This window comes from Chelatococcus sp. YT9 (assembly GCF_018398315.1).
In the GTDB taxonomy this organism is placed as follows: domain Bacteria; phylum Pseudomonadota; class Alphaproteobacteria; order Rhizobiales; family Beijerinckiaceae; genus Chelatococcus.
In genome coordinates, this window is sequence record NZ_JAHBRW010000002.1 from 1,038,897 (window position 1) to 1,063,380 (window position 24,484).

Annotated in this window: 20 protein-coding genes, 1 pseudogene and 1 riboswitch; of the genes and pseudogenes, 9 read left to right on the forward strand and 12 right to left on the reverse strand. The window is 60.6% G+C overall.

Annotation, left to right across the window (positions count from 1 at the left end):
* Positions 1-42: 42 nt before the first annotated feature.
* Positions 43-630 (forward strand): response regulator, encoded by a 588-nt coding sequence (locus KIO76_RS31195; RefSeq protein WP_249730029.1) that lies wholly within the window; start codon positions 43-45, stop codon positions 628-630.
* 10 nt (positions 631-640) lie between these two features.
* On the opposite strand, the gene KIO76_RS24815 is transcribed toward KIO76_RS31195, so the two are convergent.
* Positions 641-5,110: an ATP-binding protein gene (locus tag KIO76_RS24815; RefSeq protein WP_213326249.1), complete on the reverse strand. Its 4,470-nt coding sequence runs from the start codon at positions 5,108-5,110 to the stop codon at positions 641-643.
* Positions 5,111-5,546: 436 nt separating this feature from the next.
* On the opposite strand from KIO76_RS24815, the gene KIO76_RS24820 reads away from it, so the two are divergent.
* Entirely contained in the window at positions 5,547-5,825 is a 279-nt protein-coding gene (locus tag KIO76_RS24820) for a hypothetical protein (protein ID WP_213326250.1), read from the forward strand.
* A 323-nt stretch (positions 5,826-6,148) separates the two neighbouring features.
* Here KIO76_RS24820 and KIO76_RS24825 read toward each other — a convergent pair whose 3' ends face one another.
* A complete protein-coding gene (locus tag KIO76_RS24825; RefSeq protein WP_213326251.1) occupies positions 6,149-6,748 on the reverse strand; it encodes a recombinase family protein in 600 nt (199 codons plus the stop codon).
* A gap of 39 nt (positions 6,749-6,787) precedes the next feature.
* Here KIO76_RS24825 and KIO76_RS31830 point away from each other — a divergent pair, with 39 nt between their 5' ends.
* The 3 genes and pseudogenes from KIO76_RS31830 to KIO76_RS24840 form a co-directional block, all read left to right on the forward strand.
* A complete protein-coding gene (locus KIO76_RS31830) occupies positions 6,788-7,234 on the forward strand; it encodes a recombinase family protein (RefSeq protein WP_213326252.1) in 447 nt (148 codons plus the stop codon).
* Between the two features lie 264 nt (positions 7,235-7,498).
* Positions 7,499-8,857: a porin gene (locus KIO76_RS24835; RefSeq protein ID WP_213326253.1), complete on the forward strand. Its 1,359-nt coding sequence runs from the start codon at positions 7,499-7,501 to the stop codon at positions 8,855-8,857.
* A gap of 291 nt (positions 8,858-9,148) precedes the next feature.
* Positions 9,149-9,627 (forward strand): annotated as a pseudogene (locus KIO76_RS24840) (AraC family transcriptional regulator); the annotation flags it as partial.
* Between the two features lie 232 nt (positions 9,628-9,859).
* Here the strand turns inward: KIO76_RS24840 and KIO76_RS24845 are convergent.
* From KIO76_RS24845 to KIO76_RS24855, 3 genes are read right to left on the reverse strand one after another with little or no spacing between them, the layout of a single operon-like run.
* Positions 9,860-10,741 (reverse strand): amidoligase family protein, encoded by an 882-nt coding sequence (locus KIO76_RS24845; RefSeq protein ID WP_213327100.1) that lies wholly within the window; start codon positions 10,739-10,741, stop codon positions 9,860-9,862.
* 35 nt (positions 10,742-10,776) lie between these two features.
* Positions 10,777-11,013 (reverse strand): hypothetical protein, encoded by a 237-nt coding sequence (locus KIO76_RS24850; RefSeq protein ID WP_213326254.1) that lies wholly within the window; start codon positions 11,011-11,013, stop codon positions 10,777-10,779.
* Positions 11,014-11,054: 41 nt separating this feature from the next.
* Positions 11,055-11,810: a TerC family protein gene (locus KIO76_RS24855; RefSeq protein ID WP_213326255.1), complete on the reverse strand. Its 756-nt coding sequence runs from the start codon at positions 11,808-11,810 to the stop codon at positions 11,055-11,057.
* Positions 11,811-12,194: 384 nt separating this feature from the next.
* Positions 12,195-12,403: riboswitch (cobalamin riboswitch) on the forward strand.
* Between the two features lie 121 nt (positions 12,404-12,524).
* On the opposite strand from KIO76_RS24855, the gene KIO76_RS24860 reads away from it, so the two are divergent.
* From KIO76_RS24860 to KIO76_RS24870, 3 genes are read left to right on the forward strand one after another with little or no spacing between them, the layout of a single operon-like run.
* Positions 12,525-13,394 (forward strand): ABC transporter ATP-binding protein, encoded by an 870-nt coding sequence (locus KIO76_RS24860; protein WP_213326256.1) that lies wholly within the window; start codon positions 12,525-12,527, stop codon positions 13,392-13,394.
* Positions 13,391-14,374 carry an ABC transporter substrate-binding protein gene (locus KIO76_RS24865; protein ID WP_213326257.1) on the forward strand — a complete coding sequence of 328 codons (984 nt, stop codon included), beginning with the start codon at positions 13,391-13,393 and terminating at the stop codon, positions 14,372-14,374. The genes KIO76_RS24860 and KIO76_RS24865 overlap by 4 nt, the downstream gene beginning before the upstream one ends.
* Before the next feature lie 12 nt (positions 14,375-14,386).
* Complete coding sequence (locus tag KIO76_RS24870; RefSeq protein WP_213326258.1) at positions 14,387-15,439, forward strand: FecCD family ABC transporter permease; 1,053 nt, start codon at positions 14,387-14,389, stop codon at positions 15,437-15,439.
* Between the two features lie 170 nt (positions 15,440-15,609).
* Here the strand turns inward: KIO76_RS24870 and KIO76_RS24875 are convergent, their stop codons facing one another.
* The 3 genes from KIO76_RS24875 to coxB are packed head-to-tail and all read right to left on the reverse strand — an operon-like array spanning position 15,610 to position 19,093.
* Complete coding sequence (locus KIO76_RS24875; RefSeq protein WP_213326259.1) at positions 15,610-15,933, reverse strand: hypothetical protein; 324 nt, start codon at positions 15,931-15,933, stop codon at positions 15,610-15,612.
* The gene (gene ctaD / locus KIO76_RS24880; RefSeq protein ID WP_213326260.1) at positions 15,930-18,455 is read right to left on the reverse strand and encodes a cytochrome c oxidase subunit I; all 2,526 of its coding nucleotides are present in this window, start codon (positions 18,453-18,455) and stop codon (positions 15,930-15,932) included. The genes KIO76_RS24875 and ctaD overlap by 4 nt, the downstream gene beginning before the upstream one ends.
* Positions 18,452-19,093 carry a cytochrome c oxidase subunit II gene (coxB, locus tag KIO76_RS24885; RefSeq protein ID WP_283771552.1) on the reverse strand — a complete coding sequence of 214 codons (642 nt, stop codon included), beginning with the start codon at positions 19,091-19,093 and terminating at the stop codon, positions 18,452-18,454. Before coxB ends, ctaD begins: the two co-directional genes overlap by 4 nt.
* 72 nt (positions 19,094-19,165) lie before the next feature.
* Between coxB and KIO76_RS24890 the strand changes: the two genes are divergently transcribed.
* Positions 19,166-19,669 carry a DUF2231 domain-containing protein gene (locus KIO76_RS24890; RefSeq protein ID WP_213326262.1) on the forward strand — a complete coding sequence of 168 codons (504 nt, stop codon included), beginning with the start codon at positions 19,166-19,168 and terminating at the stop codon, positions 19,667-19,669.
* On the opposite strand, the gene KIO76_RS24895 is transcribed toward KIO76_RS24890, so the two are convergent.
* The 4 genes from KIO76_RS24895 to KIO76_RS24910 form a co-directional block, all read right to left on the reverse strand.
* Positions 19,650-20,144, reverse strand: a complete 495-nt coding sequence (locus KIO76_RS24895; protein WP_249730031.1) for a CopD family protein — start codon at positions 20,142-20,144, stop codon at positions 19,650-19,652. The genes KIO76_RS24890 and KIO76_RS24895 overlap by 20 nt on opposite strands.
* A complete protein-coding gene (locus tag KIO76_RS24900; RefSeq protein WP_213326263.1) occupies positions 20,144-20,872 on the reverse strand; it encodes a cytochrome c oxidase assembly protein in 729 nt (242 codons plus the stop codon). Before KIO76_RS24900 ends, KIO76_RS24895 begins: the two co-directional genes overlap by 1 nt.
* A 116-nt stretch (positions 20,873-20,988) precedes the next feature.
* On the reverse strand, positions 20,989-21,804 hold the full coding sequence (locus KIO76_RS24905) for a formate/nitrite transporter family protein (protein WP_213326264.1): 816 nt from the start codon (positions 21,802-21,804) through the stop codon (positions 20,989-20,991).
* The gene (locus tag KIO76_RS24910; RefSeq protein WP_213326265.1) at positions 21,794-24,094 is read right to left on the reverse strand and encodes an FdhF/YdeP family oxidoreductase; all 2,301 of its coding nucleotides are present in this window, start codon (positions 24,092-24,094) and stop codon (positions 21,794-21,796) included. Before KIO76_RS24910 ends, KIO76_RS24905 begins: the two co-directional genes overlap by 11 nt.
* Positions 24,095-24,484: the final 390 nt, after the last annotated feature.

The following is a 24,484-nucleotide window of genomic DNA, read 5'->3' on the forward strand; positions in this document are numbered from 1 at the left end:
GCATCATGATGGCGCATCAGCGCTTGCCATCTTCTTCGCGTAATGATCACCGCTATCGCTCTCGATCATGCTGCTGCCACGAACAAGAAAGCACCTATCCTTTCACACCGGCAGGACATCTCATCGACGCCGGACTACGAAGAGGGGTTCCCGCGCATGCATTGCGCGCGTCAGCAGGAGATTCTGCACGCCGCACCTTTCTGCGGCTTAAGGAACATGCCAGAACTGCGCGAGGCGATCTGCGGAGTCAAGAAAATGGCGGGCTCGACTTTAGCTGGCACACGGGTCCTCCTCGTCGAAGACGAAGCGCTGGTCGCGATGATGCTGGAAGACAGTCTATCGGATCTCGACTGCCTGGTCGCGGGCGTCGCCTCAACGCTGAATGAGGCCGAAGCGAAGATTGTAACGGTCGATTTCGACGTCGCAATCCTCGATGTCAATCTCAATGGCAAGCAAACGGACCCCATTGCGCGGGCGCTAAAAGGCAAAGACGTCCCGTTCGTATTCTGCACTGGGTACGGATCGCTTAGTCTTCCGGCGGAGTTCGGTGGTGCACCGGTTCTCGCGAAACCGTTCCAGTTGCAGGAACTGCAGGCTGTGCTGACCGAGGTGCTCCGCGCGAGAGGCTGAACCGGCGCCGCTAGCGGGTGCGCGGGGGCAGGTCGAGCAAATCGCGAATGCGAGCCGCAAGCTGCTCGAAGGTGAAGGGCTTCGAGAGGAGTTCGACCCCTGGGTCCAGGCGGCCATGGTGCACTATGGCATTCCGGGAATAACCCGTCGTGAACAGCACCTTCAATTCCGGGCGCAGCTTGAGCGCCTCGTCAGCAAGGACCTTTCCGCTTCTTCCTGGCAGAACGACGTCTGTAAACAGGAGGTCGATGCGCTGATCTGTGCTGACGATCGCAAGGGCAGCGTCCGCGTCCTCAGCCTCAAGCACGTTGTATCCCATTTCGCTGAGGATGGAGACACTATAAGCGCGGACGTCCTGATTGTCTTCGACAACGAGTATGACTTCGCCGTCGCTGCTTTGGGGCACCACATAGTCCGCTGCCTCGTCCGCTTCGCCCGTGCCGTGATGCCGTGGGAAATACATCTTCACGCTCGTGCCCTGGCCAACCTCGCTATAGATCGTCACATGGCCGCCGGACTGCTTGACGAAGCCATAGACCATGCTGAGCCCGAGTCCCGTACCGCGTCCCACCTCTTTCGTCGTGTAAAACGGCTCGAAGACGCGCTCCAGGACATCCTTGGGCATTCCTTCCCCCGTGTCGCTTACGCAGAGGGCGACGTATTGTCCTGGGATCACCTCAGCGTCGGTCTCCACATAACGATCGTCGAGAAACGTATTGGCCGTTTCAATCGTGAGCTTACCTCCGCCCGGCATGGCGTCTCGCGCGTTGACGGCGAGATTGATGATCGCGCTTTCCAGCTGGTTCTGGTCAGCTTCGATGGTCCATAAGCGCGGGGCGAGGACGCCCTCGAGCTCGACTTGCTCGCCGAGCGTGCGATGAAGGAGCTCGGTCATGTTTCGAACGAGGTTGTTGAGATCGATCGCGCGCGGTGCGAGGGGTTGACGCCGCGAAAAGGCGAGCAGGCGACCGGTCAGGCCAGCGGCTCGCTGGGCGCCCTGAAGAGCCATATCCGCGGCGCGTCGCACACGCGCCCCATCTTCCGGCTTGGACCGCCTGATGGTGTCGAGGCCGCCAATGATGACCGTCAGCAGATTGTTGAAGTCATGGGCGATCCCACCGGTGAGCTGACCCACGGCTTCCATCTTCTGGGCCTGTCGCAAAGCATCTTCTGCTTTCGCGCGTTCTGCCACCTCAGTCGCCACGCGTGCTTCAAGGCTGGCATTAAGGGACTGGAGCTGTTCCTCGGCCCGGACCCGCTCCTGAAAGAGACGGGCGTTGTCCATCGCGACCGCGGCCTGGGCAGCAAGCCCGACGAGACGCTCTTCGGCGAGCGCGGTGAACACACCGGGTTTCGAATGTCCGAAAAACAGCCCGCCGATGACCTCGCCAGTCCGAGAGCTAACCGGCACGGCAAGGTAGCTCCGGACCGGCAGATGTCCCTTTGGCATGCCGTGGTAGGGAGCGGAATGTCCATAGCGCGGGTCTTTTAGTATGTCGTCCGAACGAACGATCCCCGTGCCCTCAAAGGTGGGAGCGAAAACCGCCGTGTTGCGGGGCATCGGGAATTTTTCGAAAGCCGAGCGCGGCGCTCCAGAGAGCGTATAGAGCATGTAGCTCTCACCCGCATCGTTGACGACGTTATAGAAGAACGCCCCGAACTCGGCACCCGAGACCTCGACGCAGGCGTCCGTCACGATCTGGACGATCTGCTCCAGATCGAGATTCCCCGAAATTGCCGCGGCGGCCCGATTAAGCGCCTTAAGGGCCTCCGTCTGCTCCCGCAGCGCGAGCTCGGTTTCTTTGCGCTCTTCGATCTCGATGACTGAACCGATATAGCCAAGAAAGCGCCCATCTTCGGCAAAGCGCGGCGATGCGGCATCGATAGCCCATCTGTAGTGTCCATCCGAGCGCCGCAGCCGATATTCCAGGCGAAACCCTTCTTGACGCGCGTTGGCAGCCAGGAATCTCTCTCCCGACCAGACACGATCATCAGGATGGACCGCATTGAGCCAGCCCTGGCCAAGCGCCTCCTGTTCCTGCTGCCCGGTGAATTCGTACCAGCGGCTGTTCAGGTAGGTGCAGTTCGCCTGGTCATCGGTGACCCACATCATGACGGGTGCATGATCGGCCATGTTGCGAAAGCGGGCCTCGCTTTCCCGTAATGCCTGCGTCAGGTCGCGGCGTAGTTCGGCCATATGGATGTTGCCGTTGACCCGGGCCACAAGCTCGCGAGCTGCGAAGGGCTTCACGAGGTAGTCGTCAGCCCCCGCCCCGAGGCCCTCGAGCTGCGCTTCTTCGCCGGCGCGTGCCGAAAGCAGAACGATGGGGATATCCGCCAATGCGGGATCGCCTCGAAGCGCAGACACAAGCCCGAAGCCATCCAGCTTCGGCATCATGACGTCGCTTAGGATAAGATCTGGCCGAGTCTGTCGGACCGCGGCTAACGCAGCCTCTCCGTCCTCGACGGCCTGTACCGTGTAGCCTTCCGAAGCGAGAAGGCGCTTCACATAACCGCGCATGTCCGCGTTGTCGTCAGCAAGGACGATGCGCTTCCCAGTGCCGGAGGCAGATGTCCCGCTCGTCGAGCCTTCGGACAAATCGACGCGACCTGCGCGCTCCAGGTCGGGATCCGGAAGCCATCTGAGTGCCTCCTCGACATATTCCAGCGCGCGGGTTGCGACGGGAGTGTCAGCGCTGCGGTTGTCCACTCGATCGGCTGGGAGATGGTCGGAGCCTAGAGGAAGCGTGATTGTGAATACCGTGCCCCGGTCGAGTTCGCTCGAGGCTCGTATTGTCCCCCCATGCAGACGCACGAGTTCCTGAACGAGCGCTAATCCGATGCCGCTTCCCTCGAAGCTTCGACCTCGTGCGCCTTCTACGCGATGGAACCTTTCGAAGAGCCTCGGCAGCTCGTGAGAAGGGATACCTGTGCCAGTATCGCGAACTTCGATAACGGCGGCGCGACCATCGGCGGCGAGTGCCACCTCAACTGCGATACGTCCCTCCAATGTGAATTTGAACGCATTGGAAAGGAGGTTCAGCAGCACCTTCTCCCACATGTCGCGATCGACAAAGACGGACTGTGGGAGAGTAGGGCAACGAAGTTCAAGCGCCAAGCCAGCCTTTTCAATCGCAGAGCGGAAGCTCGACGCGATCTCAGCGCTGAATTGACCAAGATCGGTCGGCTGATAGCGAGCCGTCACACGCCCGGCTTCAATTCGCGAAAAATCCAGAAGGCTGTTGACGAGGCGCAAGAGCCGGCCACCGTTGCGATGTACGACTTCCAACTGCTCCTTAGCGCTCGCCGGCACATCATCTCGGGCAATCGCCTCTTCCAGAGGGCCGAGCATCAAAGCGAGTGGCGTCCGGAATTCATGGCTTATGTTCGAGAAGAATGTCGTCTTGGCCCGATCGATTTCTGCCAGCGCCTCGGACCTTCGCCGCTCCTCCTCATAGGCGCGCGCGTTGCCGAGAGCAGTCGCGACGTGGAGCGCAGCGCGCTCGATAAATGCACGGTAGTCTTGATCGAGTTTTCGCCGGGCGCTCACACCGGCAACAAGGAAGCCGGCCAAGCTTTGGGGTTGCGCGCCCACGCTGAGCGCCACCACCAATGCTTTGTCGGTTGGCTCGGCCCAGGGACCGCCCGGCATCCCAGAGCCAAAGCGCGTCGAAAGATGCTCCACAAGTTCAGCCTGATCGCCGCGAGCCACGTTCGCGAACGGCCAGGGAGCATCTTCAGCATCGATGTCGACGTGTTGGGGGGAAGCTGGAGAGCCAGGCTCTAGTCCTGAGGCACCGGTGAGGCGCACCTCACCACTGTCCGCATCATACCGGTAAAGAAGACAGAACGGTACGTCCGCGGGTTTGGCAGCAAACATTTCTGCCGCTACAGCGAAGACATCATCCTCGGACCGGGCCGTCGCGATGCGCTCTGCGAGTTCCCGCAACGTACGCTCGCGGCGCTCGCCAATGACACGGAAGGTGGTCTCGACCACCGCATTGAAAATGCCTTCGACGCGCCCGTCCTCGCCACGTATGGGGCTAAAAGTGAAATTGAAGTAGCATTCTTCAGTGTAGCCGTGGCGGTGCATCGGCAGAAGCTGATCTTGCTGCCAGACTCCTTCGCCGGTGCTCTGCACCGTCTCGTAGAGCGGACCGATCGTGTCCCAGATCTCCGGCCACACTTCGCGACCCGGTCGGCCGAGAGCCGAAGGGTGCTTTTCTCCCGGAATTGAACTCCATGCATCATTGTAGAGGAGCGCCAGTTCCGCCCCCCAATAGATTGCGATCGGGAAGTTGGTACCGAGGCAGATGCTGACGGCTGAACGCAGGCTTTGCGGCCACGTGTCGATCGGCCCGAAAGGCGTTGACGACCAGTCGCGCGCCCGCATCAGTGCGCCCATTTCACCGCCGCCCGAGATGAACTCCGGCGACCGGCTTCCGTGATGTTTTTCAGGGGCTACTTCGCTGTCCGTCACGCGCGGTCCGCCTCACGAATACGGCTGACTTCCCTCGCTCTCTCGTTTGCTACCATAGGTCATTCCCCCCACTTTTCTAAAGGCTCCACCGGCCAAACCGATGACGGTGGAATCTGTTCCGACAACGCTGAGCGCATCCCGGGGCTGAGGCCTAAAATCCATTTCCATCGATGCGCATCGTAAGGCTCGGGCCTAGGAGCTGGAGCCTATCGTGAGCGCCTTGGCTCCGCCGCTGTTCCAGGCGGAGGGTCTGAAAGTTCGTAGATACACAGTATCAGGTACAGGAGCGTCGTACCTTTGGCGGGATATCCATGCGGTGCCGTTTGCCAAATTGGTTAACGTTCGGTAGAACCATACAATTCGAGGTGGAGCGTCATGTCTCATAGGGGGTCAGGCACGCGGGCGGCGCCGATCGATGACTGCGGGGGAGGTGTTTATGGGGGACTATCCGGATGTCCGGGCTGACGGGGCCAACATCGAGATCGAGCTTGAAAAAGGCTTCAAGATCACTGCCTATGTCGGTGATCCGGGTATTGCGACTTTGCTCGAGGATCTGTGGAGCCTAAGAGACTGCACCGCGGTCCGTATCGCCAAGATCCAAAGGGACCTTAAGAAAATTGGTCCGGGCCCTCTGCGGGACCGCGAACTCCAAGATCTTTTGGCTGGGCTTCGGCGGCAGATCGATGAGTTCGAGGCTTCTGTGCAGACGCACTAGGTTGAGCATCCTGTTGAACCCGGTTATCTGCCTCCCACGTTTTATGCCACGAGTTTCATGATGACGTCATTGTCCGCATATTCTCGCGGCACCCGCGCGCTCGCAAGCTTCATCGAGTAAAGCAGCGCTCATCATGTCGAAAACCCGCGTAGATCGATCGTCGACACCGGACAGGTAATCCGTGAGTGGTCTTGCTCCGCCCGTGACCATGAACGCCGGAGTGAACGGCGAGCGCCTTGAAGAACTTGCTAGCCGCGGCGGTCAGCGTCGTCACGACTTGCGTGTGTACGACCGTTGGACTTCATCCCTCTGATGACAGGGTGTCAGAAAAAATCTCGTCGCGTGCCGAGTCGTCTGTAGAGAGTGGTACGGTTGATTCCAAGCTGCATGCAGATCTCAGCCAGCGCCATCTTTTCGTTTCGGAGACGCTGAACGGCATGGCGCAGCTCATCGTCGGTGAGCTTTCTAGGCCGGCCTCCGACCTTGCCGTTGGCACGTGCGGCGTGCAGTCCCTGCTTTGTCCGGCCGGAGTTGATTGCACGCTGAAGCCGCACGAGTGCGAGGAGGGCGGTCACCAAGCCGTTCCCTTGGAGAAAATCGATGTTGGCAGCTGGGTCTGCAGCCAGTCGGAGCTCAGCGTTGCGCGTCGCGAGCCCCTCAAGAAATTGCTCGAGGTCATCCAAGCTCCCCGCCACGGCGCGCAGGTCGTACAGCACCAGAGTGTCGTTTGGCCTTAGATGAGCAAGGCAATCGTCGAGGCCCGGGTGGGAAGCCCCTGTCACGCTAAGGTCATCGCTCCAAATGCTCTCCGTCGGCACGCCGAAGGATCGAAGCGCTTGCCATTGTCTGAAGCCCGGGAAAGACCAATCGGGGTCTGAGCAGACATAGCCAACAAGAGGGGACGCGAGCGAAGCGACTTCCATGTACTATTCACGCTACCGACTGGGGTGGGCCGTTATCAGATGACGCAACGAGCAGCAATTTACGCAAAACGACAGGTGGGCGTTCCCGCGCGGTCTCAGGAAACACGCCTTCGCGAGTCGCTCCCACCGAATGCAAGACGATTCGAGATCGTTGCTATCCTTCTCGAAACCCGAGGGAAGGCTCGGCCTCTTCGCGCACGCGTCCTCGAGATGGCTGAAAGCGGTGCGATCGCTACGCTATTCATTCCAACCATCGCGGACCTTTCAGAATCGGTCGAAGAGGCCGTTCACGTGCTCGGTGATCTGCGTGACCGCGGAATCACCGTTATAAATTTTACGGGGGAATCGATTGAGGCGCCAGCATTGCCGCTGAACGCGCTTCTCCATGTGAATGACGCACTACAGCGGTTTCGGAAATCCCTGCTAAGCGATCGGGTTTCTGATGGCATGCACAAGGCCAAACGCGAGCGCAGCTCGAAAGCGTAAACCTTATCAGATCGTTAACGGCGACCTGCAGACTTCGTCATTTTTGCAACACCCAGTCCCAAACAGTGCTCCACGATAAGCGCGTGCTTGAACAGATCCAAAGTGTCTAGCATGGTAGTGATGCGTCGGGGGCACCCGTTACGCGTCACGGGCTAAACCGCTGGCACGAGCTCATCGGGCAAGTGATCAGAGGATGGCTCAGAAAACGGGGAAAAGGGCAAATAAAGCCTGCTCCCAATGGGTCTCGATTTTTTGGAGGTCAGAATGAAGCTCGTTAAGAGCCTTCTACTCGGTAGCGCTGCAGGCTTCGCCGCGGTTGCCGGGGCTCAAGCCGCAGATCTTCCCATGACGAAGGCTGCGCCGGTTGACTATGTTCGCGTTTGCTCGGTCCACGGCGCGGGCTTCTTCTACATTCCCGGCAGCGACACCTGCATCAAGATCGGTGGTCGTGTTCGTGCCGAGTTCCAGTACCAGGAGCCGCTGAACAACGGCGCCGGCGAGGGTCGTTATCGTGACGCCACCGGCTTCCGTGGCCGTGGTCAGCTCGACGTCGATGCTCGCACGTCCTCCGAGTGGGGCACGGTCCGTGCGTTCTTCCGCTTCCAGCTGACGCGTGACTCCGGTGTGTACCGCGCAACCTATGCTGGTCCGCAGAACAGCGTCACGAACTCGAACTTGGATAAGGCCTTCATCCAGTTTGCGGGCTTCACGGCCGGTGTCGCGCAGTCGTTCTTCGACTTCTATGCTGAGTCGCTGAACTGGGGCACGGCCAACGGCGTTCTGCCTGGCTCCGACCAGGGCGCTACCCAGCTTCTCGCCTACACCGCGACCTTCGGTTCAGGCTTCTCGGCGACAATCTCGATCGAAGATCGCAACCAGCGTGCGATCGCCGGGGGCGTGGCCACTCCTCGTGGCTATTATAATGTCTATGACAGCGCTGGTCAGCGCATGCCCGACGTCGTCGGCGTACTGCGTGTTGATCAGGGTTGGGGTTCTGCCCAGTTGTCGGGTGTTGTTCGTCAGTTGAACTCAGGCCTTCTTGATTACAACTACGGCAATTTCGTCGGTACCAGCCGCGTTGACAACAAGTATGGCTACGCCGTTCAGGCCGGCGTGAAGATCAACCTGCCGATGCTCGCCGCTGGCGATCAGCTCTGGTTGGAGGCTGCTTATGCTGAAGGCGCGCTGAGCTACCTCGGCGTGACTGGTTCGCCCCAAGTTGGCGGACTTGCTGGTTACCTGCCGGTCTCTGACTATGTCATTCCGACCTACGCTGCGGTGGCCAATGATCCTTATGCCACCGGTGGCATCAAGCTGACCAAGGGTTGGAACGTCCTCGGTGCTTTCCTGCACTACTGGACTCCTAGCCTGCGTTCGACCCTCTGGGGCAGCTACACGGCGGTCGACTATCCAGGTCAGGTCGTCGCTGGCGGTGTCTATCGCGACTTCAAGGTCTTCCAGGCAGCTTCGGCTTTGATCTGGTCGCCGGTGAAGGCGATGGATATCGGTGTGGAAGTGCTCTACGCCAAGTATGATGCCAAGCGTAACTGGGCGACACCCGTTGGTCTGAAGGGCTCCGAAGATCAGTGGCAGGGTCGTATCCGCTTCCAGCGCGATTTCTGATCCCGTCTGAACTCTCTGAGTTTAGGAAGCCCCGGTGCTACGCACCGGGGTTTTTGTTTTTTCTCGTCCGTGTTGACGGCTCCGCTCAGTTGGACAGGCGCTGGCGCCGGGATATCCGACCTGCGAGGAGCGCTATATCGGGGCTCGGTCCCCGGCATCTCTAAGCCCCGATGTCTGAGAATCCGCGGCAAATACTCCGGCGGGGTTCTGCGCCTATGCTCATTCGTATCGGATCTTGTGGGGACCACCTTGGAGGCATGGTTCCTGCTGCATGCCGAGCCCGGGGCGTAGAAGACTTTCACCACTGAGCGGGTGGCGATTCGGGACGTACCCACCACCCGCGTGGTGATGATGGAGCACCGGGGTAATCCGGCGACACTTGGTGCCACAATCCAGCGGTTTATCGCATGGCGCAAAGCGGCCGGCCTCCATCCCAAGACCAACCCGACATTCAATGTGTGGCGTTCCGAGCGGCGTCCCACATCCTCTACCGACTTGGCGTGGACCTCTGTATCGCGACCGACCAGCCGATCGAAGCCAGTGGAGCCCGGATCAAAGCAGGCGAAATCCCTGGTGGACGCTGTGCGGTTCTGCGGGTCGTTGGCAACACCGACAATCTGGAGCCTGCCGCGCTGTTCCTCTATCGCGACTGGCTTCCGGTCAGCGGCGAAGAAGCACGCGATTTCTCGATCTATTGCTAACGGTTGAGCTTCTTCCCGGAGGTGCCGGAGCATGAGGCGACTGCGGACCTGTTCTTGCCGCTGAAATAGTGTTCTCCGTCAGGGGGCGCCCTTTTCGATCCGAGCCGACAAGTCACGACTTGCCCTATCCTGGTCGTTCTTGCTGGGTTCGACCCGATCCCCAAGCGGATCGGCAGGCCCATAGGCCTTCCGCCAGCTCATCTGGGCCACTCGCCGGGGCCGATGGACCGGTGCAGGCACCCGAGACCAGCTCATCTGACGTTGTCCACCGAGGGACGAGCTAGATGGCCGCCGTCAGAGGCTACATAATCGGCCGCAGGTCTGGATCCGCGAGCCTTGCCGTTGCGAACCGACCCAGGCGATCAGGGTTTTGCGCCAGCTTTTCAACTTCTATCCAAAGGTTCCAGGCATCGGCGATGCTCCACCCCCCGCGCCCCACGTATGCCAAAGGCAGGCGGTAATGTAGCGCGGGACGGGGCGCAACCTTGCCATAGATGCGGCCGGCAACATCGCAGGGGAAGAGGTGAAGGAGCAGGGGCAGAAGATCAAGCGCGCGTTTCCGCGTGGGATTCGCTTCGACGTAATCGTCGCACAATGTCCGGAGGGTGGGAGCGTATTCCGGCGCGAGAACCCGCCGCACGTAGGCCGGCGGGAAGCGGGGTGGAGCGAAGGCTGCTTGCGGACATGAGTAGCCATGGGCGTGCCGCAAGTCAGGTTCAAGGGTGAGAAATGCCTGGAGCAGACTGAGGACGGACTTCGCATCTAGGCACCGCGGCACGACGTTGAAGTGAAGTCCGAGCCCGCCGAAGGGCGTGAAACCGTGACCGCCAGCACCCGCCTGGTGCAAGATACGCACGGCTCGGTCGATTTCGGGTAGCTTGGCGGTGGGCAAGGGGTCCGTGACAAGTTCCCGCGGCACGAATGGCGATAGCAGCCTTCCGAGTGACCGCGTTATCCAGGGATGTAACCAGGGCCACGGATTGTCCGCGCGCCTCGCGTGCACATGGCGGACATCCAATTCGACGCGAAGTCTCCCAAACGTCTCCGTGTGAACAGAAAAGGCGTAGGGATCTTCCTCCATGACCTCTCCGGAAAACGCCTTGGCCAAGGCAAGGGCCGCGCTTCTCGGGGAGATTCGCGTGAACTCGACCCCGACTTCTCGGGTCGCTACCTCGGGCAGCATCGCTGGAAGAGGATGAAACGCGTAACTTGCATACACTAGCAGCGATCCTTCGTCAGCAAAGCCAGCATGTGCTCCTGGTCTGGCGGGTTACATCCAACGAATTGTGCCGGTTCATAAAGCCGATGGCAGGCAGGCAGGTGTTTTTCAGCGATGAGCCGCGGCGCCGCGCGGCTCGGATGGCTGCCGTCCGACGTGGACCGGGGCGTCGGCCATCCAAGCGAGCATGGCTTGTCCTTGGCGGCCGTCTCACGCGGCGTGGTCTGGATTGACATCCGCGCTCCTGATCGGCCAGCGGCCTCCAGCTACCGGCCCGTTATCGCTCTGCCGAGGTGTCAGACCTTGCTTTGCGACGCGCGGCGCGGCGGGAAAGCATGTTCAAGCCTTCGATTAGACCTGAAAACGCCATAGCCGCGTAGATGTAGCCCTTCGGGACATGCGCACCGAAGCCCTCCGCAATCAACGTCATCCCGATCATCAGAAGGAATCCCAGCGCGAGCATGACGACGGTCGGATTATCATGGATGAATGTCGCTAGAGGATTGGCTGCCAGGAGCATGACCGTCACTGCGACGATCACCGCAATGACCATGATCATGACGATATCGGTCATTCCAACGGCTGTGATGATGCTGTCCAGCGAGAAGACAAGATCGAGCAGCAGGATCTGCACGATCGCAGATCCAAACGTCATCGTGGCTTTGGCAGTATCGAATATGTCGCCACTCGGCGTCGGATCGACATTGTGGTGAATCTCCTTCGTCGCTTTCCAGACGAGAAAGAGCCCGCCCGCGATGAGAATAATGTCGCGCCACGAAAATGCGTGCCCGAAAATTGCGAAGACAGGCTGCGTCAGGGTCACAATGATTGCGATCGTGCCGAGCAGCCCAAGCCGGAGGAACAACGCCAGGCCGATCCCGATCCGGCGGGCTCGCGACCGCTGATGCTCGGGCAGCTTATTGGTGAGAATTGAAATGAAGATGAGGTTGTCGATGCCGAGCACCACCTCCATCACAACGAGCGTCACGAGTGCCACCAAGGTCGTTGGATCCGTGATCCAAGAGAAATCCATTCAGTTCTAGTCCTTTCAATTGACGACGAGATGCAGCCCAGCGGCTGAGACATTTTGGATCGCTTGGCGGCCGAGCCTCAATATAGGTGAGCGATACGCCGACGCCAGCGACAGCCTTGACGAGATGCCCACGATCGCGAGGTGACGAGCCGGGCGCGGTGACCGCCCGAGGCCTGCTCGCCAAACATGTCGGGCGTCGAGAACCGCTGTGGCCGCCAACAGCCTCGACATATCTGTTGCACAACCGCCCCTCGATGATACGCGGCTAGCGAGGTGGGATCTCATTGACCCTTTGCGAAGCGTGGTGTAGCCAATGGCAATTGAAACGTTATCACATTACATAAATTGTGGCGGTGGCGTGTTGCGGTCATGGTGCGTCTGTACTACAAGGCATGTGTGTTGGTGCCCCGCCTCGGCGGGGTGAAACGGGAATACGGTGAGCGTCGCAACCTCTGGTTCAAACGCGAAGCCGTAGCTGCCCCCGCAACTGTGAGCGGTAGCAAAGGGCAAGACGCCACTGGCCTCGACTGGCTGGGAAGGCGCCCTAAGCAAGAACCGCAAGCCAGGAGACCGGCCAGCACGACATTGCCAATCCGTCGGTGGGACGGAGGAGGAGGTTTCGTGGCTCATCCAATAGCCATGCCCAAGGCATGGGCGCGATCACCATTGGCGCGTGCGCGGCGCAATCGTCATTCCTGCGCGAATGACTGATCCATGTCTTCGATAGATCATCCGACACACGGGTTCACGGCACGCGAGCCCATGGCTGCGCGCGAGCGTGTCCGGACCGACGCGGCAAAGCTGACGGTCACGGACCTCAATTTCTCGATCGCCCAACGCAAGCTCCTAGATGGCATCATGCTGTCGCTCGCTCCCGGCGAGCGCTTTGGCATTATTGGACCAAACGGCAGCGGCAAATCCACGCTCCTGCGTTGCCTGTATGCCTGGCATCGGCCTGACAGCGGCCAAGTATGCCTGAACGGCCAGGATCTCTTCACGCTGGATGCGACCAAGCGGGCATGCGAAGTTGCCGTACTCGCTCAGCATGCGGAGGCGAGCCTCGGGCTGACCATAGAGGAAGTGGTGGCGCTTGGGCGTCTTCCGCACCGCCGGTTGCCGAAACATGAACGCGCCGATGACGACGACGCAATCGAACGAGCGCTCACGGCCGTTGACATGCTGGCGTGGCGGCAGCGTTCCTTCGCGCCTCTCTCGGGTGGCGAGAAGCAGCGCGTGCTTTTTGCCCGCGCGCTAGCGCAGCAGCCTTCCATCCTTATTCTCGATGAGCCGACGAATCACCTCGATATTCGCCATCAACTGATGGTGCTCGAGGTGGCACGCAGCCAGAACATCACCGTCATCGCAACGTTGCATGATCTCAACATCGCGGCGCGCTGGTGTGATCGCCTGTGCCTGCTCGACCAGGGGCGCATTCGCCGGATCGGGCCTCCCGAGACGGTGCTGGATCCCGTGCTGATCGGCGCTGTCTACGGTGTAGACGTGGAGCGGGATCGTGATCCGCGTACAGGCCACCCACGATTGAGCTTTCACCTTCCGCTCCAGACGTCAGGATCCGTCCTATGATACTGTCATTCAAAACGATGCGGTGGCTTGCCGGCATGGCCGCCATCGGCGTCCTCGCCCTCTCGCACGCACCCTCCTTTGCCTATCCGGTCGAAGTCCAGTCCTGTTTTGACAAGGTGACCTTCGACGCGCCGCCGAAACGGCCAGTTGTCAACGATTTCAACATGGTTCAGACGGTGCTCGACATGGGCCTTATCGACCGTTTCGTCGGCGTTGCAGGTATCGGCGGCGTGAAGAAGGGCGTTGACGATCCTGAAGGCGCACTCGCTGCAAGGCCGCAGTTTTCCGAACGCTATCCGACGATGGAAGCCATTCTCGGCCAGGACGCCGATTTCTACTTCGCCGGCTGGCAATATGGTTTCAGCGAGGCCACGGGCGTCACTCCGCAAAAGCTGGCCGACCTCGGAGTGAAGACCTACGTGCTCTATGAGAGCTGCATTCGCATCGGACCGAGGCCTCCCGTCTCGATGGACACCATGTATGCTGATGTCCTGGCGCTCGGCCGCATCTTCAACGTCGAGGATAAAGCCGAAGCAATGGTGGCGGATTTCCGCAAGCGCGTCGCGGCGGTGACGGAGCGCACGGCCAAGGCTGAGCGGCGGCCGCGCATCATGTATTGCGGCGACTGCAACAGCGACACGCCGCCGCGCTCCATCGGAGCAGAGGGTATGCCGCGTCACCTCTTCAATCTCGCGGGTGGCGAGAATATCTTTGACGATATCAAGGACTCCTATGTTCCCGTGAGCTGGGACGCAGTGGTCGAGCGGGATCCGGAGTGGATCGTGATCTCAAATCCACGCATCCCGCCCGAGCAAAGCATCGCTTATCTGACGTCTGCTCCTGCATTGCGTAATGTCAGCGCAGTAAAAAACCGGAACTTCTTCGTTATGTCCTATCAGGAGCGCTCGCCCTCGACGCGCAACGTTCAGGCGCTCGAGCGCCTGGCCCGCGCGGTCCATCCCGAACTCTTCGACGACTGAACGATGATGGACATGTCCGCGACGGGCGCCGAGCCGGCGGCGCAGCGCACCGATCCGCTTATTCCGCTGATCGTGGGCCTCAGTGCGGCGGCTATCCTCTCCACCATATTGACGGTGGGCATCGGGTCAGTTTCCATTCCGCCGGAGAAAGCGCTCGCTATCGTGCGAGAGGCTTTGCGGCCGACTGGAGAAGCCGCAAACTGGACGCGTGGACAGGAACACATCATTCTTGATCTGCGCATTCCACGGGCGCTACTCGGCGCCATGGTCGGTGCCGGGCTCGGTATCGTTGGGGCGGTGCTACAGAGCATCACCCGCAACCCGCTCGCTGATCCCTATCTTTTCGGGGTGTCGTCGGGCGCTGCGGTCGGTGCCGTCGCCGTTATTCTTTATACAGGCGCCTTTCTCGGAGCCCTTACCTTGCCACTTGCCGCCTTCATGGGTGCGCTCGCCTCGATGGCTGCGGTATTCCTTCTGGCGCGGGAAAGCGGCGGGTTCGGCACCGAGCGTCTGGTCCTCACCGGTGTCGCCGTCCATTTCGTGCTGATGGCGGCGACCAATGTCCTCATCTTTCATGCGAGCGACCGCGGCGCCGAGGGCGCGATCTTCTGGATGATGGGCAGCTTTGGCAATGCGCGCTGGAACATTCTGGGGGGACCTTTCATCGCGCTTGTTCTTGGCGCCGTCTGGGTTATGCGCAGAGCGCGCGATCTCGACGCGCTGTCTCTCGGTGACGAAGGCGCACATACGCTCGGCATCAGCGTGAAAAGCCTCCGGCTCGAAATGTTCGCAGCTACCGCGCTCATGACGGGTGTCTTCGTCGCCGCCGCGGGCGCGGTCGGTTTCATTGGCCTCATCATTCCCCATTGCGCGCGCTGGGCGGTCGGCGCGCGGATGCGGCGTACCGTGCCGATCGCGGGGCTCATGGGGGCTATCTTCGCCGTTTGGGTCGACGCCGCGTCGCGCTGGCTCATGGCCCCGCGCGAGTTGCCGCTTGGCGTGATGACGGCGGCCATCGGCGGCGTGTTCTTCGTGATCGTCCTGAAGCGCCAGCGCCATCTGTGATCAACCAGGAGCGACTACAAGTGACCTCTCAACCGCCGCGCATCGCGGCCATCCTTCTGGCTCGTTGGCGATCGGCGCTTGCCGAGAACATTGCCACGCAGGCGGCGGTGAGCCTTAGATGAGCCCGAGGCGGCACCTGCATGTGGCGTCAGCTCGCGAGCTAGTGGACGTCAATAGCACGTCGACAATGCGAAAACCGGCGCAAACACTAAGATGACAGCAGCAGTGGCAGCCTGTGCCGACCATCTTGCGGCAGTGCGCAGCATGGAAGCCTCACTGGGGCTGTTAATCCGCAGGGCGAGGACAACACAAGCGATCAGTCCGAGAACGAAAATTGCGATGAGCTGCGCGCGTTGCAGCGTTATGCCGTATGCAAGTTCGATGTGATCCCAGCCCAAGCGGCAGCCGAGCGACAGCATGGCGTAGAGCGCAACGAAGGTCATCGCCCATAGGGTAAAGCCGGCTCCAAGCATCAGAATAGCTCGCCCGCTCATGATCCTGGCTCCATCGGTCCGATGGGCATTCCGAAGAGCCAGGCTGCCGCCAACGCAAGAAGCCCCGAAATTGCAGCGTAGGCGTGCCACGCAGTCCCAATCCGCAGGTCGAGGCTACGGGCGTGCGAAACATATCCCGCGTGCCATCGCCAAAGACCAAATGCCGCGAGAACCGCGCTCAGGCTGGCGCGTAGGCCGGCATAGACGAGCAGAACAAAGAGAAAGGCCCTCTGTGCGTGATCCGTTGGATCAGGGACGAGCGAGGCCATCCACGCGAAGGCGAGGGCACCCATAAGATCCGCCGCAAAGGCGAGGATGAGGGACGCCGCAGGGGACGCCGCTGCACGGAGGCGGCGGACAGCCACCTGCGCGCTGGCAGCGCCCGCGACCAAAGTAGCCGCAGCCGCGAGCGCGGGCATGACGTCGATGGAAGCTGCGTCGGCCGGTGGCCATCCGGGCGCAACAAGCCAGAGAAACAGCCCGCCGAAGAGGAGCGATCCGAACAGCGTCGCATCGGCTGCGATGGTGAAGATCATGGCCCACCATGATGGCGGCTGCGCCGTTTGCCAGTGGGTGGGCGCGTACTCGCCCTTGCCGATGGGGATATCCAAAGCATCGCTTCTCAGACCGATGCCCTGCGACCAAGTCAGAAAGGAAGCAACGCATAAGACGATGAAAACCAGAGAAGCGGGATAAATCTTGAAGAGGAGACACAGCACGAAGCCGCAGGTCAGAAGACCACTGATCAGCGGCCTGTAGCTTTGCCTCGGCAAAACGATGACGGATTCGATGCGACCTGAACCGAGCTCGACACCCAGCGTTTCCATCCAGCCGTTGCGTGTGGAGCCGAGATAGCCTCTGCCTCCGGCAAGTTCGGCGCCGAGGTGCCTGGGATCGAGCCTGTCGGCGCGGTCGTTGATCCGCGGGAGCGAAGCGAAAGCATAGGAAGGTGGGGGCGTCGCCATGGCCCATTCCGCCGTTCGTGCCTGCCAGGGATTGCGGCGAAACCTCGTACCGAAACGGACCTGCACGATCAGGTCGACGACGAACAGCGCGAAGCCCGCTGCCATGATGAAGCCGCCAATGGAAGAGAGGAGGTTAAGCCAATCCCAGCCGATCTCGGGTGGGTAGGCATCCAGCCTTCGCGGCATGCCGCGAAGGCCGGTCAGATGCATCAAAAAGAAGGTGAGATTGAAGCCCATGAAGATCAGCCAAAAAGCTGGCACCGAAAGCTTATGATCGCTCATGCGGCCTGTGAAATGCGGCAGCCAGTAGTATGTCGCTGCCATCATGGGGAAGACGAAGCCGCCAACCAGCACATAATGCAGATGTGCGACCACGAAATGGGTGTCATGGGCCTGCCAGTTGAATGGCACCATGGCGAGCATCACGCCTGTCAGGCCACCGATGACGAAGATGGCCAGGAAGCCGCCGAGATAAAGCACCGGAACGTCGAAGCGGATCCGGCGGCCCTCCGCGAGCGTCGCAACCCATGCAAAGATCTGTACGGCCGTCGGCACCGCGACCAACCCGCTCGCGGCGGAAAAGAAGGCAAGCGCGAGATGCGGAATACCCACTGTGAACATGTGGTGAACCCACAGACCGACGGACAAGAAAGCAACCGCGACCACCGCGACGACGATGGCGCGGTAGCCGACCAGCTCATGGCGCGCAAAGGTCGGGATCATCATCGACACCGCACCCATTGCGGGCAGAAAGATGATGTAGACTTCGGGGTGCCCGAACAGCCAGAACAGGTGCTGCCAGAGGAGGGGATCGCCACCGCGTGCCGGATCGAAGAACGGCAGGTCAAACGCACGCTCCAGTTCCAGCAGGATCGAGCCAAGGATGAGCGGTGGGAACCCGAACAGCATCATCAGCGCCGTGATGAGGAGATACCAGGCCATGATCGGCATCCGCTCGAGGCTCATCCCCGGCGCGCGCAACTTCAAAATCGAGACGATGATCTCGATCGCCGCCGATAGTGCCGAGATCTCAACGAAGGTGATGCCTAAGAGCCAGATGTCGGCGTTGATCCCAGGCGTATAGGTCGAAGAAGATAACGGCGTGTACATGAACCAGCCGCTGTCAGGAGCGACGCCTACCAGCAGCGCACAGATCAAAATCGCCCCGCCGAATATATAGCACCAGAATCCGTAAGCGGACAGGCGCGGAAAAGCGAGGTCACGCGCTCCGAGTATCTTGGGAAGCAAGTAGATTGCGAAACCCTCAAACATCGGGATCGCGAACAGAAACATCATCACCGTGCCATGCATGGTGAAGAACTGCCTATATACCTCTGGTCCGACAAATGCAGCCGCCGAGGTCGCGAGTTGCACGCGGATCAGCATCGCGAGCAGGCCACCGATGGCAAAGAACACGAAGGCCGCAATGATGAAGCGCCGTCCCAGGACCGTGTGGTTGACAGCCGAAAGGCGCCCCAAGCCCGGTGGGGTGTCCCAGATTGCTGCCAGATCCCGGTGCAGCCGAAGCGGATTGGATCTTTCTGGCACGTCTTTCATGATCCGTTTCCTGCCGATCCCGGCAACGCGTTTGGGAGCAGTTCATAGACTTCGACAGTGAAAGGCATCGCCGCGTGACCGCTGCCGCAATATTCCGCGCAAATGCCCCGAAAAATGCCAGGCCTGTCAGCTCGCAGCCGAATTATGTTCTGATGGCCGGGAATGGCGTCGATCTTGCCGCCAAGCCTTGGAATCCAGAAGGAATGGATCACGTCCTCGCTGGTTACGACGAAATCCACGTCTTGCCCGGCTGGCATACGCAACAAGCCTTCGCCCACAGTCCCATCAGGATAGCGGAACTCCCACGACCATTGGCGCGCCACAACCTCGATGCGTGCCGGCATGTCGTCCCGGGGAAGCGCGAGCAGTCGCTCGCCCAGCACAAGGGCTGCCACCACCAGGATCGTCAGGATGAACGCCGGGACGATGAGCCCGCCCCAAAGAATTGTCCGCCGCGCGCCGAAACGCCGCAAAACGCCCGGCCGCAGCAGCGCCAAGATGAGAACGAACCAAACCGCCGCGAAGATCACCGCGCTCGAACTGAGCATGATCCACCAGAGCGTCGCGGCGCCACGCGCCGAAGGCCCTTCCGGCTCGAGCGCAGAGAAAGGACCAGAGCAGCCTGAGAGACAAAGCAGCGGGGCAAGCCTGGCGAAAAATGGGAACCTGCGCGCCGCCTGCGAGCTTTGTCTTGAAATGCGAGGCTGTTCATGAGCGAGACCAACCCCGGCACTCATAACCCCGTTATCCGGAAGGTGGCGAAAGAGCCTGTCGAATCCGCCGTGGCGGTCGCTGGCCACCCACTTCACGCGATGAGCGTCCATTTCCCGATCGCTTTCGTCATAGCGACGTTGGGCTGCGATGTCCTGTACTGGTGGAGCGCCGATTCCTTCTGGTTGCGCGCCGGTCTGTGGTCGGCGGGCCTCGCCTTTATTGCAGGTGCCGGCGCAGGCCTCATCGGCACCGCCGAACTGCTCCTCGTGCGCGGCATTCGTATCCGCGTGGCAAGTTGGACCCACGCCATCGCCGGCATGATGCTGATAGCGATCGCAGGAATGAACTGGGGCCTTCGTCTCGCCGACGAAGCCGCCGTGCTGCCACATGGTCTGATGCTCTCGCTCTTGGCGAGCGTCTTCACCGGGCTGGCTGGATGGCATGGTGGCAAGCTGGTCTTCGATCACGGCGTCGGGCTCATCATTTCCGAAAAGGATTGAGGACCTCGACCATCCGGCGAAGAGCGCCGGCCTCGGCCAAAGCGTGAGGAAAGAAATCCGGGATGGCGGGCTTGGCGAGGACTATGGCAAGGATGACGGCGACCACGAGCAAGGTCAGCCCCGTTACCGCGAGGAAGCGCCAGACAGGATAGCTATTGCCCGCGTCGAACAGGCGAAGGATCACGAGACCATTGAGGATGTGGAGCACTACGAGCGCGCCGACGAAAGCGAGCTTCAACGAGAACCAGGGCTCGAACGACCGACGAAGGAAGATGAGCACCGTACCCGTGGCGATGGCGATGAAGGCGCCAGGCGAAGCAATAGTGACGTAGAGAAAGCGCACCATGGCCTGGAGCCCGTGCAGCGACGCCTTGTTAGGGACACGCGCACGCTGCATATAAAGGCTCGGCAGGCAGATCATCACGGCGCTCCAGATCGCGATTGCCGCTATATGAACCGACTTCAACCAGATCATCAGCGCCCTACCTGCGTCGACCGCTCGAAGCGAGCAAAGAGCATGAGAGCCGCGGCGAGCATGTAGGGCAGTGCGGCGGGAACCCACATGATGAGCCCTGCCAATTGCTGATCCGCGCGTGGCGACAGGCCGAAGGCGAATGTTGTCGTGAGATGTGCCGCATAGAGCGGCGCCCGCGCGAAGGTAAGCAACGCGCCGAGCATTCCCATCTGAACGACCGTCGCGAGGAGCGCGAGGATTGCCAACCCCGTGTCAACCTGCGGGGCCAGGATGCGGCGCCACATGACGAAAGCGCTGCCGAGAAGGCTCAGTTGCATCAACCAATAAGGGAGTGCGCTGCGGATCGCGACATCGTAAACGGCCGGAGCATGCCATAACCAGAGGATGCCGGCATGCAGCGTGACGAGCAAAGCCAGAGGCACGTGCCGACGCGTGCGTTCACCCGCCGGGAAACTCAGGGCAAGAAGTGGAGCAACAATACTGATCAGCACCACATGATGTGCGGTTCGAGCGGAGAAAAGCGCCACGGTCAGCGCGCAGAACGGAGACATGAACAGGATGACGAAGAGAAAAAGACCTGACCAGAACGGCAGGTTTCTCGAGGAGTGTCCGGTGCGATGAAATGTGAAAGCCAAGGAAAGCGAAAGAGCGATCGCTGTGAAGTCGAGATTCCACGCGCTTCTCAGCATATCAGGCGCAACGGCAGGCCCGCAGTATACCTCCGTCATAGATTTTCTCCGCTTGTTACATCTCTTGCAACGCGTTCATCGCGGGTTTTTCCACTCCGTCTTTCGAGGGGCTTGGTCGCGTCACCTGTGATCCGCACGCTGATGGATGTTATGCATTACCCTGCCTCCATAAGGGTTTTGCGCTTCCGATACACATAGCCGTACGCGACGGCGACCAGCGAGCCTCCAAGAATGTTTCCGAGGGTGGTCGGAAGAAGGTTCCCCGCAATTCCGGTGAGCGAGACGGAAGCCGTGGCTTCCGGGATCACGGACTGGACAAGGAAGGCGTAGGGGAGGAGATACATGTTTGCGACGGAATGCTCGAATCCGGCGGCAACGAAGGCGGCTATGGGCATGATGAGGGCAGCAATCCTGTCCGCCACCGAGTTGCCCGCATAGGCCATCCAGACCGCTAAGCACACAAGCATATTGGCGAGGATGCCGCTTGCGAATGCCGTCGTGAAGGACTTGTCGAGCTTTGCCGCGGCCAGTTCGAGCGCGGCCCTGCCGACCGCGCCATTGCCCGCCTCCTGCACGCCGGCGAGAAAGGCAGCGGCGGCAAGCACGACCGAACCGAGGAAATTCGTGATGTAAACGATGGAAAGCGCCCGCAAGACCATGGGCATGGGAAGGCGGCCAGTCGCGACCGAACCAGCCATTAGCGTATTGCCGGTGAACAGCTCGGCACCTGCGATGAGGACAAGTGCGAGGCCGAGAGAAAAGGCCACGCCCGCGATGAGTTGCGCGGCGCCATAAGGAAGGCTGTCCGCACCGGCGAGCGCGACTGTGGCGACGAGGCCGCCAAGCCCGATATAAACGCCGGCGAGCATGCCGAGCACGACCATAGATGCGGCTGGAAGCTTCGCCTTGTCCTCAAGAGCCGCGAATACGGTCTCTGTTAATTCCGGCGGTTGGGGAAATCTAGTCTCCATCGGACCGTCGCTCTGGCGTGACCCGGACCGGCACCGATTTCGCGGCGGGGGTCTTGCTCTCCTCCGCGAACTGCCAAAGAGGTATGAGGGCGTTGCACTCGGGGTAGTAAGCGGCGATCGTACCCTCGGGGATATTGTAGTCGATCACTTGCAGTCCACCGATGCTGCGTTCGATCCCGTCATCAGCAGCGGCCGTCAGACGTGCGGTGCCATCCTTAGCGATGCCGAAGCGCTCTCTGTCTTTGACATTCATCATGACGATCATGCGCGAGTGATAGATGCCTCGCAAACGGTCTGTATGCCCATAGATGGTCGTGTTGAACTGGTCGTTCGAGCGCAGTGTGATCAACCTCACCACGCTCGGATCATCGCCTGTGTCGAAGCTGGCGTGCAATGCTTTCGGAACCTTGAAATTGGCCTTGCCGGTGTCCGTGTCCCATCGGCGGTCGCGTGCCCCGATCGGTCGCGGAAACCCTCCGGGCACATTGAGCCGTTGATTGAAGTCGTGGAAATCGTCCGGGAAGACTGCTGCGATCTCGTCGCGCACCAGGGCGTAATTGCCGACCCACTCATCCCAAGGCACTTTCGGCGTGGGCGGGAGCGTCGCCCTGGCGATCTCAGCGACGATGCGCGGTTCTGAAAGCAGGTGCTCGCTTGCCGGCCTGTGGATGCCCCGGGACGCATGGATGCAGGTGGTTGAATCCTCGATCGTCACGATCTGCGGGCCGGTCGCCTGCTCGTCTATCTCCGAACGCACAAGCGTCGGCAAGATGTAGGAGGTGCGCGCCGTGATCAGATGGGAGCGGTTGAGCTTGGTCGCCACCTGTACGGATAGATCGAGGCCACGCCATTTGTTCTCCATGAGCGCGCGGTCAGGTATGGCGCGCACAAAATTGCCGCCGAGCCCAATGAAAGCACTCACCTCGCCGGCGACGATCGCCTCGCAGGCCTCCACCGTGTTCATCCCGTCTTCTCGCGGCGGCTCAAAGCCATAGCGCTCCGCCATCAGGTCGAGCGGCACCAAATCCACCTTCTCCGCGATGCCGACCGTGCGCTGACCTTGAACATTCGAGTGGCCGCGCACCGGACAGATACCCGCACCCGCGCGCCCGATGTTCCCGCGCATCAGGAGAAGGTTGATCAGCATCTGCACCGAGTCGATGCCGAGTTTGTGCTGGGTCAGGCCCATGCCATAGATGGCGATCACGGATCGAGCCTTCGCATAGGTCTGCGCGGCCGCCCGGAGTTCGTCCCGCGCCAGACCGGAGGTTTCGATGATCTCTTCCCAGCTCAGCGCACGTACGGCGGCCTCGAAAGCGGCGAAGCCGTGGGTCTGCGTCGCGATGAAGTCCGCGTCCAGAACCCGGATCTTGCCTGAGAGCCGGGCTTCATCATCCCACGCAAACAGAAACTTCGCCATTCCCAGCATGACGGCAATGTCGCTTCCGGCGCGCGGCTGGTAATACTGGGTGGCGATACGCGTGGGCTTGTTCGCAACCATCTGGCCTGGGCGCTGCGGATTGACGAACTCCTCCCAGCCGCGCTCCCGCAAGGGGTTGAAGACCACAATCGGGACCTGGCGCTCGCTCACCTCCTGCAGCGTGTGCAACAGGCGCGGCGAGTTGGTTCCGACGTTCTGGCCAAAGGAGAGAATACAGTCGGTTTGGGCGAAATCGTCGAGAAGAACGGTCCCGACCGGGGTCCCGATGCTTTGCGGAAGAGCCACCGAAGTGGTCTCGTGACACATGTTCGAGCTGTCCGGGAGATTGTTGTTGCCGTAAAACCGGGCCAGAAGCTGATACATAAAAGATGTCTCGAGAGAAGCACGCCCCGAGGCATAGAAGATGACGCTTTTGGGTGCATAAGATCGCAGCTTTTGGCCGATGTCGGTAAAAGCGTCCGCCCATGTGACCTCGACGTATTTGTCACTGTCGGGATCATAACGCATCGGCTGCGTCAATCGCCCGTGATTCTCCAAACCGTGATCTGTCCACTCAAGCAGTTGCGACACCGTATATTTCGAAAAGAAGGCCGGCGTCGTGCGCTTCGAGGTCAGGTCCCAGAACGTCGCCTTTGCACCATTCTCGCAGAACTCGGCGATGTGCGGTTCCGCTGGCTTGGCCCATGCGCAACTCGTGCACATATATCCGCCGGTCTTATTATGGTCGCGAAAGAGCCCCACCGCGCTCGGGACCGCGCCCTGGCGCGTGGAATGCTTGACCAGCGAACGGACCGACCCCCACCCGCCTGTCGGCTGCTCATACGGCTGATAGGTGGCTCGGTCAGGCATCGTGACGCTCCGGTCTTGGTCTCGCTCTTTCGCTAATGCCTCTTGGCTCCACAGGTTCCGAATAGCCGCCTCTTTCGAGCATCTATCCAAGGTCAATTGCCGCCTTGAGTTATGGTGCCGCGTTACCGGTTCAGAAGAATGCAGTAGTAATTGGATCGTATTCAATAAACGATTAGAGCTATAAAATGAATGATGCCGGCGAATGGCAGCTGTGGTGGGCGGGTCCCCGGATAACAGAAAATTGACCTTGGTTTATCTGTCGGCAGCGTGCGGTTTGGCGGCCGCATTCGCGGCCTGTGGTTCCGGCGTCACATTGATGACAAAACTCATCGTGAGGTTGTACCTCATATTTCGATTTCAAGATCGTTCCGGTCCACCCCGTTCGCCTAT